A 14,268-nucleotide genomic window follows, 5' to 3' on the forward strand; every position below is an offset into this window, starting at 1 on the left:
GATGCGACGGAGGCCATGCGATGTCGCGCACCTACGATCTTGCATCCGATGTTATCCGGCGTGTCTATGAAAGGCGCATTGACGCGCCGGCGATCCTCGATTCCGCCAGCGAATTTCCGAACGCGGCGAAATTCACCGGCGCCTGGCGCGACATACGCGACGAAGCGCTTGGCGTGCGTCTGGACAAGGTCCCGCGCTTCCATGACATCATGCCGGAGCAGGCCGATATCTCGGCCAATGACGGTCTCGACTGGCGCATGTTCGTGCTCAAGGCCTATGACATGGCGGTGCCGGAGAACCTGGCGCGCATGCCGGTGCTCAGCCGCTTGCTCGCCGAATGCCCGGAAGTCAAATCGGCGGCGATCTCGTTCCTGGCGCCGCGCAAGCACATACCCAGCCATCGCGGGCCGTTCCGCGGCATCATGCGGTTTCACCTAGGCCTGGTCATCCCGCGCCAGGCCGATGGCCGCCCGGCAACCATCATGATGATCGACCATCAGGAAAGACGGATCAGTGACGGCGAAGGCATGCTGTGGGACGACACCTATCCGCACGAGGTGATAAACAACGCCGATGAAGCGCGCATAGCCCTGCTCTTGGATGTCTGGCGCCCGGGCATGCCCTGGGACATGGAAATGCTGTCCCGGATGATCGTGCGCGGCGTGCAGGCGGGCATGCGCCGCCGGGGCGTGTCGTTCAGCGGCTGAAACGGCGAGGGCGCCAGCGCGCCTCGACACCTGTCTTGACCCTATCAAGCCGCCTTCACTGCCTCAGGACAGGCGGGCCGGTTCGGCCTATGCCGATACCGCCGCGTCAGCATATCGCGGCAGGGAAGGACAAACCGAAGTGACATCGATGCCGGTTGCCAGGCGCGAAGCGGCGCCCTTGCCTGTCGCGGCGCTGATGGGGGCCATGGTGTCGATCCAGATCGGCGCCACCTTCGCCAAAACCCTGTTCCCGCAGATCGGCGCGCAAGGCACGACGACGCTGCGGCTGGTGATCGGCGCGCTGATGCTGATCGCGGTGCTGCGGCCCTGGCAGATGCGGCCGACGCGTGCCACCTTGCCGTGGCTGGTCGCCTATGGGGTGACGCTCTGCGCGCTCAACCTGCTGTTCTACGCAGCCCTTGCCAGGATCCCGCTCGGCGTCGCCGTGGCGCTGGAATTTTCCGGGCCGCTGCTGGTGGCGACGCTGGCTTCGCGGCGCGCCAGCGACTTCGCCTGGATCGCGCTTGCACTGGCCGGCATCATCCTGTTGTCGCCCTTCATCCACTCTTTGCAGCCGCTCGATCCGACCGGGGTGATGCTGGCGCTGGCGGCAGGCGGCTTCTGGGCGCTCTATATCGTGCTGGCACAGAAGGCGGGTGCGGAGCTTGGCACCCGCACCACCGCCTATGGCATGGCGATCGCCGCCGTGCTGGTGCTGCCCTTCGGCGTGGCGCAGGCGGGAACGGGGCTGCTGGCGCCGTCGGTCCTGGCCAGCGCGCTGCTCGTCGGCCTGTTTTCCAGCGCGCTGCCATTCTTCCTGGAGATGGTGGCGCTGACCCGCATGCCGGCCCGCATCTACGGCACGCTGACCTGCCTGGAGCCGGGACTCGGCGCGCTGGCCGGCTTCCTGTTCCTGGACGAAAGCCTGACCCCGCCGCAACTGGCCGGCATCGCCGCCGTCATTGTCGCTGCCGCCGGGACGGCGCTGACCTCGAAGCCGCCGGTGCCGTCGCCGGAATAGAGCTGGACGCCAGCACCGCATGGCGACATCAATTTGGCGCGAGCCGGCGGCCTGTTGTCGTCAGAACTTGACGCTGAGGCTTGCCTTGGCGCCGTTGTCGACGGCACCGCCGCCGAACTGCCCGGAATAGGACAGGCCGAGCGTCGCATCGGGCGACATTCTCATGTCGAAACCGGCTTCGATGACGGCCGCATCCCTGGCGATAGGCACGCCGGCGATGGTGAAGGCGTCGCCGCCGGCGAAGGCGAAGCTCGAGGTCGGCGTGACGTCGCCAAGAGCGTGACGCCAGCCGAGCATACCGCGCGCGGTGGCATTGACGCCGCCAAGCGCAAAATCGGTCGAGCCGCGCAGGCCGAGCGTGGTGAAGGTGGCGTTGGTGCTCGCGCCGGCGCTGGTCAAGGCCGCCGCACCGCCGGTTTCGCTAAAGCCGTCAGTGTGCAGGCTGACATAGGCGAGGTTGGCGAAGGGTTCGAACTTGAAGCTGCCGGCATCAGCTTTGTAGGCGAGTTCGGCGAACATCTGCGCGGTGCCGGCGTCGTAGTCGGCCGAGAGCGCATCCGTGAAGCCGTTGAAGGCGAGGGAGCGCCTGGTCGAGAGGCTGCTCCAGCTGTAGGCGGCACCGGTGCGGAAGGCGATGGCGCCCCAATTGGTGCCGCCATAGAGGCCGAGATGGTAGCTGTCGCTTTTGCCGGAGGAATTGCGATCATCGGCGTCGAAGGACGAATGGCTGTAGCCGCCGAGAACACCGACGCGCCAGCCGCCGAGCAGTGTGTCAGCGCCGGCCAGCAGGCCGCCGGTCGAACGGTCGAAGGCGGCGGCGTTGCCGTCGGAATCCACCTTGCCCCATGAGCCGAAAGCTTGGCCCCAGACAGCGAAGCGATCGGTGTCGGCGGCCACCATTTCCGGTCCGCCCTCGCCATAGGCCATGACCGGCAGTGGTGCCGCGCCGGCATCGCCGAAGGCAGCATCGATGCGGTTGGTGGCGGCGTCGCGGAGGAAACGGCTGTCTTCCAGCAGCATGCCCTTGGCCGAGGCATGGATCTCGCCCGAGAGCTGGTCGAAGGCGTCCTGGGCGGCCGCCGCCGTCGGCAGCAGCAGGATGGCATCGAAGAGCGGATTGCCGGCGCCAAGGCTGTCGGCGCCGCCGCCGGTGGCGATCTGGTTGGGCGTCAGGCCTGCACTGGCAAAGCTTGCCTTGGCCAGGTTGAGATAGACATTGTTCGCGTCATAAGTGAGCGTCGGCGCAATGAAGATCGAGCTGCTGCCTTCAAAACTGACCTTGTCGAAGGCGCCGGTGACACCCCCTGCCGCGGTGACGATCGTATAGGTCGTGCCGGTCGCATAATCCGGATAGGGGATGACGTCGACCGTGCCGCCGCCGATCGTCACCGTACCGGTGGCGCTGATCCGATCGGATGTGCCGCCGCTTTCGACTTCAACCGCATAAATCGAACCCGCCGAGAAGGTTGTGTTGCTGACATTGATCGTGCCGATCGAATTGCCCGGTGCAAAGGTGCCGCCCGAAGCAATGGTCACATTGCCTGCCGTGCCCGACCCGCCAAGCAGGCCGCCGCTGACATTGATCGCGCCGCCGAGCGAGCCGTTGACATAGAGGCCGCCTCCGAGAACGTTCGTCGTCCCGGTGAAGCCGGAGGAATTACCGGTCAACTTGGTGATGCCGGCGATCTGGTTGATCGTCCCCAGTCCGCTGATCGCTGAAGCGAAGCCATTGTTCGTGCTGGTATGGTTGAAATTGAGCGTGCCGGTGCCGGCGCCGAACTGGATGCTCGCCGCATCGAGCGTGCCCGCGGCCGCCGCCGGCGATCCACTCGCTGCACCGATGTTCAGCGTGCCGACGGAGCCCGCCAGCAAGGCGATGTTGACCGCGCCGCCGGCCGACACGGCGCCGCCATCCGAGACCGTCAGCGTGCCTGTGCCACCAAGGCCGATATCGAGATCTCCGCTATTGGCCCATGTCGAGCCGGGCCCGCTGACGTCAGCCTTGCCGGTGGACCCGGCATAAAAGCCTAGATTGCCAGTGGTGCTGGAGACCTTGCCGCCGTTCGAGACGGTCAATGAGCCCGTACCACGCTGACCGACGAGAAGGAGGTTGCTGCTGGTCCAGGTTGAGCCCGCGCCGCTGACTGCGGCCGTCCCCGTGGACCCGGCCTCAAAAGCCAGATAGCCGGCAGAGCTGGTGACCGTACCGCCGTTTGAGATCGCCAGCGTGCCGGTGCCGTTTTCGCCGAGATAGAGGGAAGAATTGTTGGTCCAGACCGAGCCGACGCCGTCGACCGTCACGGCGCCGATGGCGCCGGCGGCGGAACCGACAGTGCTCACCAGGTTGACGACGCTGCCGCCATTCGAGATCGTCAACTTGCCCGTACCGAAATAGCCGACGCGCAGGTCCGAGAAATTGGTCCAGCTCGAAGTCGGTCCATCCACCGTGACGGTGCCCACGGACCCCACGTCGTAGCCCACGGAGCCAGTCTGGTTGCTGACGGCGCCGCCATTGGTGATATCGAGCGTGCCGGTTCCTGATTGGCCGACAATGAGTTTGCCGGTATTCGCCCAGTTCGAACCCACGCCATCCACACTCGCGGCTCCGCTGGAGCCCTGGTAGTAACCCAAAATGCCGTCTACGTCGCTGAGGGCACCACCTCCTGACACGGAAACGGTGCCTGCTCCGCCGACGCCCACAGTAAAGCCGCCGATGTTCATCCAGGTCGAGCCGATGCCATCGACAGTTGCCTTGCTCGAAGAATCCACCGAACCGCTACCCGCGCTTACGACGCCGCCATTCGTGATCGCCAATGTCGAGATCGAACCGGCGCCGACCTGTAGATAGCCGCTGTTGGACCATTTCGAACCCGCACCATCCACGATACCGGTACCTACGCCGGCGCCGTACCCAAGCACGGCATTGACATCGCTGACACTGCCTCCATTTGTAATGTTCAACGTGCCGGAACCATCAAGCCCGACCTGCATATCGCCGCTATTGGTCCAGGTCGAACCCGCGCCATCGACGAATACCAAGCCGGTCGAGCCGGCTTTCGCGCCAATGGCCGCCGCGCCGTTGCTGACCGTGCCGCCATTCGAAATCGTCAAGGTGCCCGTGCCGGCGTCGCCGACAAACAGGCTCGACGCGATGCTCCAGATCGAACCTATGCCATCGACCGACGCCGTGCCGGTCGAGCCCGCTATGGCACCGACAAAGCCGATGTTGCTGCTGACGAGACCGCCGTTCTGGATGTTCAGTATGCCAGTGCCGCCATTTCCAACGTAGAGGCCGTTCGTGTCGCTCCAGGTCGATCCGCTTCCGGTGACCGTAAGGGTGCCGCTCGAATCGGCATTGATGCCGAGGTAACCCGACATGGCGCTCACTGCGCCGCCGTTCTGGATCGTCAGCGCGCCGGCACCGTAATTGCCGATGGAGAGAAGGCCGGAATTGGTCCAGTGCGAGCCCGCACCGTCCACCGTCGCGGCGGCGGCCGGGCTGAAATTGTCACCGATATAGCCGTTGGTATTGCTCACCGTGCCACCGTTCTGGACCGTCAGCGTGCCGGCGCCGCTCCAGCCGACATAAAGCTCGCCGGAATTGGTCCAGGACGAGCCGGCGCCGGCGACTGTCACGCTGCCGGTCGAACCGGATTTGGCGCCGATCTGGCCGTTGGCGCTGCTCACCACGCCGCCGCTCTGGATCGTCAGCGTGCCGGCGCCGCCCCAGCCGACAAGTAGATTGCCGGAATTGGTCCAGGACGAGCCGACGCCGGTGACAGTCGCTGAGCCACTGGAACCGGCCTGCTCACCAATCGAACCGAGGGAGTTGCTTACTGCGCCGCCGTTGGAGATGGTCAGAGTGCCGACGCCGGCATGGCCGATGAAGAGCGACGAACTGTTTGTCCAGGTCGAACCCGCACCATCGACCGTCACCGCGCCGTTGGAGCCCGCATGCCAGCCGATTGTGCCTACGGCATTGCTGACCGCGCCGCCCTTGGTGATGTTCAGCGTGCCCGTGCCATGTTCGGCGATGTACAGGTCGCCGCTGTTTGTCCAGGTCGAGCCGATCCCGTCGACGGTCGCGGTGCCGGTGCCGCCGGAGCCGACATGACCCACCGTGTCGCTGACCGCGCCGCCGTTGGAGATCGACAAGGTGCCGGTGCTGCCCGGACTGGCGGCAAGGAAGAGGTCCGAACTGTTGTTCCAGGCCGAGCCTGCTCCCGTAACGGTCACGACCCCGTTCGCGTCCGTGAGGTAGCCTACAAAGCCGGCACTGCTGGCGAGCGTGCCGCCGCTTTTGATCGTCAGCGAGCCTGTGTAGCTCGCAATGGTGCCAAGAAGGAGATTATGCGCGGCCGCATTTGCCCCGTCTATCACGGTCGGATTCGGAAACTTCGGATTGAGCACGACGTCGTCACCCGAGGTGGGAACAGCGCTGTTTTTCCAGTTTCCGGCGGTGAACCAGTCCGTGGAGGCAGCGCCGGTCCATATCGCGTCTGCCGAGGCAGTGATTGGCTGGCCGAGACAGACCAGCGCGGTCGACGTCAGCGCCAGATACTTCAACGCCTTCGCCTTGCGGCTTGCAAATTCGTGTTGCGGCATTCAATCCCCTGATATGGCAGTCGTTTCGCCCTGGCGCTGACATGTCATCGGCGGCAGGCTGTTGTCTTGGGCAGGGCCGCACCGGAATTGGACTGGAGCGAGGTGCGGGGGCTTTTCCCTGCACTGTGATGGTTTGGCATCATCGGTCGCTTCGGGCGCGGCTGAAGGACCGACCGCCGCCCCGGAAGGAAGGGGATCATGTCGCCCGTCCAGCGGAACCATCCGAATCTATCGCACGCTCGTTGGCGTGTGGCCGAAACGGCGGCGGAAACAGCGGTTAAAGTAGGACACGTCGCTGAAGCCGTTTATCAGCGCAATTTCGCTGACGCGCATGGCGTCATTGTGCCTTTGCGAGAGCATCTTGCGTGCTCCCTGCAAGCGCTGTTCGAGAACACGTTCGGAAAAGCTGACGCCTGTCTCCTGGAGCAGATCCTGGACATAGCGCGCCGACAGCCCGAGTTCCTTCGCGACGCCTTGCGCGGAGATGCCGGGGTTGGCGAAATTGTCGGTGATCTTGGCCAGGATTGCCTGCAGTCTCGCCGCCCGCAGGCCGCGCAGGCCGGCCAGTTCGGCAGCCTCGCCCTTCGCGCCGGTCACCAGCCCGATCAGGTCGACGATCGTTTCCGTGGCATGTGTTATGAGATCGGGCGAGGCGAGAGGGGGGCCGGTCTCGAGCAATTGGCAATAGCGTTTGAGGAAATCGAGAGCTTCGTTTTCGGCGCCGATCTTCAACGCCAGCCTGTCATCGATCTGCGGGAAGGCCCGGGTGAGGACTGCGCGTGGCACGACCACGTTCGTCCACACATTCCAGTCGGCGCCGGTCATTTTCAGCGCTTCCGCCGCGGTGACCAGGACGGCTTCCCCCTGCCCGACGCCGTATTCACGGCCGGCCTGCGCCCCGCTCAGCACGGTGTCGGCCTTGTTGATCAGCAGCAGGTAGCCGTCATTGCCGTCATCGGCGATGTTGCTCGCCTTCCGCGTCGCCTGCCGGATCGTTCCGGCCATCTGGCCAAGCACGAGCGATCCTACGGCGGTGGCTTCGATCGCGGCCTGGAAAGGCAGTTTTTCCGATATGCCGTATTCGACCGACCAGATCTCGGCGACATGGATGTCCTGCCAGAGGGAAAAACGGTCGCTTTCGCCAAGATGCGGCGGCAAATCAGTCGATGAGAACACCGTCTTTCTTGACAAGGAAGCGCCCCCGCTAAACCCGCAGTCTCAAAAAAAATCGAACGCGGCGCTTTCCATTCCAGGAATAACCAGCGACATAGGTCGCCAAGCGTTCAACGGATCGAATTGGACCTTTAGTCGAGCTCAATCACGCTTGGCGTCACCCGAAAGTATGACGCCAGCAAAATCGTCCAGACGCGGTCGGCGTCCTTGCACCGACCCGCCGTCCAAAATTGCTGGTTTCATCTTTTGCCCACCATCCATCATGGGAGGGGCGGGCATGCCGGGGTGTAGGAGAAACGGTGGAAAGGCTGAGCAGCGAAGTCCTTTATTCGATTGTCGGCGATATCTACGACTGCGTGTTGAACCCCGACGGGTGGACTGGGGCAATGGTCCGCATCACCGAAGCCATGGATGCGGCCTATGCCACCATCGCGCTTGCCAGCACGGCCGGCAATCACGGCCGCTTCGCGGCCCAATCACCGTGGGATCCGGAGCGGATGCGCGTGCTCCAGGAGGATTATGACTTTGACGCGATTCCCGGGCTGAAGGCCGCGGTCGTCGGCGATATCGACACGCCCGTCGCGACACTGTCGCATATGAGCGAAGCTGACCTCCAGCGGACGCCCTTTTTTCAGAATTGGGCCAAACCGCAGGGATTGCGTGAGGGCTGCATCACCAAATTCGTTCATACGCCGGACCGGATCGGGCTCATGGGTTGCACCACGCGGGCAAGCAGGGGGGTGATTTCGGCCGAGGAGCAGCGCTTCCTGGCAATGCTCTCGCCGCATCTGCGCCGTGCGTCGCTGATCGGCGATCTGCTCGATCAGGCTCGCATGGCCGCCAATCTCTATCGCGCGGCGCTTGACCATCTCGCCGTGCCGGTCGTTCTGACCGGCGCCAACGGCACGATCCTCCATGCTAATGGAGCCGCCGAGCTGATGCTGTCGGGACACGGTCCCATTCTTTCCAGGAACGGTGTGCTGCAGACGGAGAATGCGGCGGTTGCCCGCGCCTTGCTGGAAGCGATCGCCGGCGCCGCGGACGCGGATGGCTCGCTTGGGTCACGCGGCATCGGTCTGCCCATTTCGGCCCCGGGCCAGCCGCCCGCCGTCGCCTATGTGCTGCCGCTGAGCGAAGGCACCGCGCGCGCAGCTTTCCGGCCCGCCTGTGCCGCTGTCTTCGTCTCGACCACGACGTCCTCTTCGCCACTGCCGGAGGCCGTTCTGACCACGCTGTTCGATCTCACGCCGGCGGAGGCGCGGGTACTGCTGCGCATCGGCAGCGGGTTGTCCGCGTCCAGAAGCGCGTTGTCGCTCGGCATCGGCGAGAACACGCTGAAGACCCACCTCAACCGCATCTTCGCCAAGACCGGCACGCGCCGCCAGGCCGATCTGGTCAAACTCATTGCGGATATTGGCACGCCCGTCGCGGCTCCCGGATCATAGTGCGGGGCCGGCTGAGGTTGCCAATCTCCGCCTCGCCGAGGAATCAGCGATTTCCTGAGGCTCCGATCGCCGCGGCTGATCGGCGACAGCGGTCGGGAAAGCGCGGCGGCGGTTTCAGGGCAATTCCAGTGCGAGCCAGCGCAAGACGCCAGGCGCGAGACAATGCAACACCGGCGCGTCGCCGAACGCCCCGCGCACGTGCCGCGCGGGGAAACGCCATTCGCCGTCACATCGGCCTAAGCCAATCGGCGCCATCAGCTCCCCATTGGACTTCGCCGGGACACCACCCATATTGAGTCCATGGAGCGTTGAGCGTGTCCTTCGCGCGGGTGGCCTTTCTTGCCGTGGCTTTTGTCGCCGCGGCTGCGTTTTCTCCCTTCGCCTCGGCTGGGAGCGAGAAGGTTGCGCTGAGCGTCGCCATTGACGGCGCCATCGGGCCGGCGAGCACCAGGCAACTCGAGGAAGCGCTCGATGTCGCCGCCAAGCGGGACGCCGCAGTCCTCATCCTGCAACTCGATACGCCCGGCGGGCTGGTCACCTCGATGCGCGAGATGATCGCCGACATCCTGGCCTCGCCGGTGCCCGTCATCGGCTATGTCGCGCCGGCCGGAGGCCATGCGGCGAGTGCCGGCACCTATATCCTCTACGCTACCCATATCGCGGCGATGGCGCCCGGCACCAATCTCGGCGCGGCGACACCGGTCGAGATCGGCGGGCTGCCGTCGCTGCCGGGCGGCGACAATGGCGACCAGAAGAACCAGGGCGACCAGAAGAACCGGGGCGACCAAAAGGGCCAAGGCGACCAGAAGGGTGAGGACGGCCGGCCGGCGGGCGACGCGATGATGGCCAAGGTGACCAACGACGCGGTCGCCCTGATCCGCTCGCTCGCCGAACTGCGCGGGCGCAATGGCGACTGGGGCGAGAAGGCGGTGCGCGAGGCGGCAAGCCTGTCGGCCAATGCGGCGCTGCAGCAGCATGTCATCGACTTCGTCGCCCACGACACCACCGAGCTGTTGCAACTGGCCGATGGGCGCACCGTCGATGTGGCCGGCAAAAAAGTGGTGCTGGCGACCAAGGGGCTGCCGGTCGAGACGCTGGAGCCCGGCTGGTTCATCCAGCTTCTTTCGGTCATCACCGATCCGAACATCGCGGTCATCCTGATGCTGGTCGGAGTCTATGGCATCGTCTTCGAGTTCACCAGTCCCGGCGCGGTCGCGCCCGGCGTCATCGGCACCATCTGCCTGGTGCTCGGGCTCTATGCGCTCAACCTCCTGCCGATCAACTATACCGGCCTTGCGCTGATGCTGCTCGGCATCGCCTTCCTCATCATCGAGGCCCTCAATCCCACCGTCTTGCTTGGGGTCAGCGGCGTGGCCGCCTTTCTTTTCGGCGCCGCCATGCTGCTGAGGGTGGAGGGGCCGGGCTTTGCCATGTCATGGGCCGTCATCGGCCCCGCCGCCGCGCTGACGCTTGGGCTGGCGCTGCTGACCGGCACCTATGTCTGGGCGGCACGCAAGAACCCGCCGCGCGTCGGCGGCGAGGCGATGCGCGGCCTGCCGGTCGAGATCCTCGACTGGCAGGGCGGCGAGGGCCATGTGCTGGCTTTGGGCGAGCGCTGGCGGGCAAGGGCGGACGAACCGATCGCAGCCGGCGACAGCGTCGAGGTGACCGAGATAAGCGACCTCGTGCTGACCGTGCGGCGGCGCGATGCGGCAAGGAATGGAGCAAGACAATGATGGTTGGTTATGTGGCCTATCTGGTCGTTGCGCTGGTCGTGATCATGTTCCTGTCGGCGGCTGTCCGTATCCTCAGGGAATATCAGCGCGGCGTGGTCTTCACGCTTGGCCGCTTCACCGGGGTCAAGGGTCCTGGCCTCATCATCCTCGTCCCCTTCGTGCAGCAGATGGTGAAGGTCGACCTGCGGGTGGTGGTGCAGGATGTGCCGCCGCAGGACGTGATTTCGCGCGACAACGTCTCGGTGAAGGTGAACGCGGTGCTCTATTTCCGCATCGTCGACGCCGAGCGCGCGATCATCCAGGTCGCGGACTACATGGCCGCCACCAACCAGCTGGCGCAGACCACCCTGCGCTCGGTGCTCGGCAAGCACGAGCTCGACGAGATGCTGGCCGAGCGCGACAAGCTCAACAGCGACATCCAGGAGATCCTCGACCAGCGCACCGACGCCTGGGGCATCAAGGTCTCGAATGTCGAGATCAAGCATGTCGACCTGAACGAGAGCATGATCCGCGCCATCGCCAAGCAGGCCGAGGCCGAGCGGCTGCGGCGCGCCAAGGTGATCAATGCCGATGGCGAGCAGCAGGCGGCGGCGAAACTGGTCGAGGCGGGCCGGATGCTGGCGGCCGAGCCGCAGGCCATGCAACTGCGCTATTTCGAGGCCCTGCACGACATTGCCGGCGAGCGCTCGTCGACGGTGGTATTCCCGCTGCCGGTGGATCTGCTCAGCCAGTTCATGAAGGGGCAGGGGAAGTGAGGCATTGACGCTGCCGGTCTCTTCCCTCGTCGGCAGAGTCAATCGGCCTCGCCGCCCGAACCCTTGCCGCATTCTGCCAGCCCCTTGCCGATCGCGGCTCCGGAGCCTTTCAGCGGAAAGCTCGCCGTGCCGTATTTGTCGGCGGAAACCGTCACCTCACCCTTGCCGCGCAAGAGCGTCAGCAGTGGGTCGGAAGGGCCGGACAGGTCTGCCGTGAAGTAATTGTACATCGCCTCCAGCACGAGCGTTTTGGTCACGCTCTTGCCGCCGGCCTTGAAGCTGAAGGTGCCCTTGGTGCCGGGCTCGATCTGTCCGCCCGCGGCGCCCAGATCATAGCTCAGCACCGGCCTGTCGAAGCAGGCCAGCATCAGATGCGCATCGCCCTTCGGCCCGCCGCAGACCGACGCCATCAGCACGCTGCCGCCTTCGTCCTCCTCCATCCGGGCGGACCAGTCGCAAGGTGCGGCATGGGTGAAAGGGGTGGCTACAAGTGCTAGTGCGACGATTGCCAGTGCGCTTTTCATTATCGGTCCCCACCGTGGCGGGGGCATCATATAGAGATTGGCGAAAACCGGCGAGCTGCCAATCTCCCCTAAGTGGATCGCTTATCTGCTCTTGGCCGGCTCGAACAGTTCCACCAGATTGCCGGAAGGGTCGACCAGCAAGATCTGCGAGCCGCCTGGCCCCGTCACGATTTCATTGCGGAAGTTGAGGCCCGCAGTGCGCAACCGGGCGACCTCCGCCGCCAGGTCCTCGACGATCAGATGAATGCGGTTCCAACCGCCGGGTCCCGGCCGTTCACCGTCGGGCATCGGTCTGCCCGCCGAGCTGGTCGGACCGCTCAAAAGCAGGCGAAGCGCTCCGCGTCTGACGTCCGCGAACGCCGGCGCATGGTTCGAAAGTTGCTCAAACCCCAGATGCTGCGTGTACCAGGCCACGGCGTCATCGACGTCGCTGACCATATAGCGGACATTGACAGTCGCGGACGCGGACATGGTCCTGCCTCTCTTTTTTCACGACGAAGCCAGGCTACCGCCAAGCTGCTTCATTCTTCTGCTCATAATCCTGGAACGCCTTGATCAATCCGCCCAGAACCTCCGCCGACGTCTCGAACATCGCCTTGAACTGGGGCTCATCGACCTTTGCGACATCTTCCCGCAGGTGGTCCTGAATCTCCTTGAATGCCTTCTGCATCTTCTGTGTGTGGTGCCGCGGATCGCGGTCAGCTGCGCTTGCCATTGTCCTTCTCCATTTCGTGGAGTCCTCCGTCACAAAACGCGGGCGATAGCGCTCGGGTTCCGCCTGCGGCGTTGCTGGCGAAGGCGATTGCACTAGGTATTTACGACAATCCGATCGCCGACGATTGCAAGGAGATAAACCGATGACCGATGACGCAACCGCGATCCGCCACGTGGTCGAGACCTGGATGGCGGCGAGCCGGAATGGCGATCTGGAGACCGTGCTTGGCCTGATGACGGACGATGTCGTCTTCATGGTTCCCGGCAAGGAGCCCTTCGGCAAGGAAGCCTTCGCCGCCACCTCCAGGAGCATGGGCGAGACCAAGATCGATGGTGACAGCGAGATCGTTGAGCTCAAACTGCTCGGCGACTGGGCCTATATACGCAACCGCATCGATATGACGGCGACACCGCCCGGCGGCGAGCCGGTGCATCGGTCGGGCTATACGCTGACGTTGCTGCGCAAGGAGAATGACGGCCGCTGGCGGCTGGCGCGGGATGCGAATTTGCTGGCGGCGAAAGGGTAGGGCGCGACCGCCGGAAGTGCCTATCTCCCCTTTTTTTTGGGGTGTGTGCACCGCGTTCGATCGCCGGCGCGAACGCCCGCTACGTCGCCCTTACCTTCGCCAGGGTGGCTCCGGCGAAAATCGCTTACCGATCCAGTCGGCGAAGGCGCGGGTCTTGGCGGCTTGTCCCTTGGCCGAGGGCACGACGACATAGACCGCGCCTTCATCGGCCAGCGTCCACTCCTCCAGGACAGGCACCAGCCGTCCGTCGGCGAGTTCGCGTCCGATCAGCCAGTCGGTGCTCATCATCAGGCCGAGGCCCTGCACCGCGGCCTCGACCAGCACCTCGGCATCGTCGCTGACCAACGGCCCGGAAACCTCGACGCGTGCGCGCCGGCCCTCGTGGTCGGTCATCTCCCAGGCCGGAAAGGTCTGGAAGCCGCTGAAGCCCAGGCAGGAATGTTCGAGCAGCGCCTGCGGCGTCCGCGGCCTGCCTCTTCGGGCGAGATAGGCGGGGGCGGCGCAAAGCAGCCGGCGCCGCGTCGCCACCTTGCGTGCCACCAGGCGCGAATCCTCCAGCGCGCCGAGCCGCACGGCGACGTCGAAATTCTCGGCGACCAGATCGGCGAAGCGGTTGGAGAATTCGGCCTCGATGCGGATATCGGGAAATTCGGCAAGGAATTGCGGCAGCAGCGGTCCGATCCACATGCGCCCGAACGTGCCAGGCAGCGCCAGCCTGAGCAGGCCGCGCGGGCTGCCGCCGGCATGCGCCGACGCGGCGGCCTCGGCCTCGTCGACGGAGGCGAGGATGGCGCGCACGCGCACCAGGAATTCGGCACCGGCTTCGGTCAGCGACACGCTGCGTGTCGTGCGATGCAGCAGCCTGACCCCCAGCCGCTCCTCCAGCGATTGCAGGCGCCGCGACAGGATGGTCGCGTCGCGCCCGACACGCGCCGCCGCCCTGGTGAAGGAGCGCGCCTCGGCGATGGCCGCGAAGGCCGCCATTTCGGCAAGGGCCGCCGGTTCGTGGGATTGCTGTATGTTTCGCATTACTCAAATGCAAAATGGAACGATTATCCATA

The 14,268-nt window shown here is 65.0% G+C and carries 12 protein-coding genes; 6 read left to right on the forward strand and 6 right to left on the reverse strand.

The window, feature by feature from the left end; translation table 11 throughout:
* The first annotated feature begins 20 nt into the window (after window positions 1-20).
* Together FJV80_RS16380 and FJV80_RS16385 are read left to right on the forward strand one after the other, a co-directional pair.
* Window positions 21-707: an aspartyl/asparaginyl beta-hydroxylase domain-containing protein gene (locus FJV80_RS16380; protein ID WP_142876937.1), complete on the forward strand. Its 687-nt coding sequence runs from the start codon at window positions 21-23 to the stop codon at window positions 705-707.
* A 139-nt stretch (window positions 708-846) separates the two neighbouring features.
* Window positions 847-1,728 carry a DMT family transporter gene (locus FJV80_RS16385; RefSeq protein ID WP_095793527.1) on the forward strand — a complete coding sequence of 294 codons (882 nt, stop codon included), beginning with the start codon at window positions 847-849 and terminating at the stop codon, window positions 1,726-1,728.
* A gap of 60 nt (window positions 1,729-1,788) precedes the next feature.
* On the opposite strand, the gene FJV80_RS16390 is transcribed toward FJV80_RS16385, so the two are convergent.
* Window positions 1,789-6,333 (reverse strand): autotransporter outer membrane beta-barrel domain-containing protein, encoded by a 4,545-nt coding sequence (locus FJV80_RS16390; protein ID WP_142876938.1) that lies wholly within the window; start codon window positions 6,331-6,333, stop codon window positions 1,789-1,791.
* Window positions 6,334-6,561: 228 nt separating this feature from the next.
* Window positions 6,562-7,509, reverse strand: a complete 948-nt coding sequence (locus tag FJV80_RS16395) for an AraC family transcriptional regulator (protein WP_246688985.1) — start codon at window positions 7,507-7,509, stop codon at window positions 6,562-6,564.
* 296 nt (window positions 7,510-7,805) lie between these two features.
* Between FJV80_RS16395 and FJV80_RS16400 the strand changes: the two genes are divergently transcribed.
* The 3 genes from FJV80_RS16400 to FJV80_RS16410 all read left to right on the forward strand — a co-directional run bounded on the left by FJV80_RS16400 (window position 7,806) and on the right by FJV80_RS16410 (window position 11,442).
* Entirely contained in the window at window positions 7,806-8,951 is a 1,146-nt protein-coding gene (locus FJV80_RS16400; protein ID WP_142876939.1) for a helix-turn-helix transcriptional regulator, read from the forward strand.
* Between the two features lie 314 nt (window positions 8,952-9,265).
* Window positions 9,266-10,687 carry a nodulation protein NfeD gene (locus FJV80_RS16405; RefSeq protein WP_142876940.1) on the forward strand — a complete coding sequence of 474 codons (1,422 nt, stop codon included), beginning with the start codon at window positions 9,266-9,268 and terminating at the stop codon, window positions 10,685-10,687.
* Window positions 10,684-11,442: a slipin family protein gene (locus FJV80_RS16410; protein ID WP_095775166.1), complete on the forward strand. Its 759-nt coding sequence runs from the start codon at window positions 10,684-10,686 to the stop codon at window positions 11,440-11,442. Before FJV80_RS16405 ends, FJV80_RS16410 begins: the two co-directional genes overlap by 4 nt.
* Window positions 11,443-11,480: 38 nt before the next feature.
* Here FJV80_RS16410 and FJV80_RS16415 read toward each other — a convergent pair whose 3' ends face one another.
* The 3 genes from FJV80_RS16415 to FJV80_RS16425 form a co-directional block, all read right to left on the reverse strand.
* Entirely contained in the window at window positions 11,481-11,966 is a 486-nt protein-coding gene (locus FJV80_RS16415) for a hypothetical protein (RefSeq protein ID WP_246688986.1), read from the reverse strand.
* Between the two features lie 81 nt (window positions 11,967-12,047).
* Window positions 12,048-12,437, reverse strand: a complete 390-nt coding sequence (locus FJV80_RS16420) for a VOC family protein (protein ID WP_095775167.1) — start codon at window positions 12,435-12,437, stop codon at window positions 12,048-12,050.
* Window positions 12,438-12,471: 34 nt separating this feature from the next.
* The gene (locus tag FJV80_RS16425; RefSeq protein ID WP_095775168.1) at window positions 12,472-12,681 is read right to left on the reverse strand and encodes a hypothetical protein; all 210 of its coding nucleotides are present in this window, start codon (window positions 12,679-12,681) and stop codon (window positions 12,472-12,474) included.
* A gap of 142 nt (window positions 12,682-12,823) precedes the next feature.
* Here FJV80_RS16425 and FJV80_RS16430 point away from each other — a divergent pair, with 142 nt between their 5' ends.
* Window positions 12,824-13,207, forward strand: coding sequence for an SgcJ/EcaC family oxidoreductase (locus FJV80_RS16430; protein ID WP_095775169.1), 384 nt, complete (start codon window positions 12,824-12,826; stop codon window positions 13,205-13,207).
* Between the two features lie 90 nt (window positions 13,208-13,297).
* Here FJV80_RS16430 and FJV80_RS16435 read toward each other — a convergent pair whose 3' ends face one another.
* Window positions 13,298-14,227 carry a LysR family transcriptional regulator gene (locus tag FJV80_RS16435; protein WP_095775170.1) on the reverse strand — a complete coding sequence of 310 codons (930 nt, stop codon included), beginning with the start codon at window positions 14,225-14,227 and terminating at the stop codon, window positions 13,298-13,300.
* Between the last annotated feature and the right edge of the window lie 41 nt (window positions 14,228-14,268).

The organism is Mesorhizobium sp. WSM4310, assembly GCF_007003935.1.
Classification (GTDB): domain Bacteria; phylum Pseudomonadota; class Alphaproteobacteria; order Rhizobiales; family Rhizobiaceae; genus Mesorhizobium.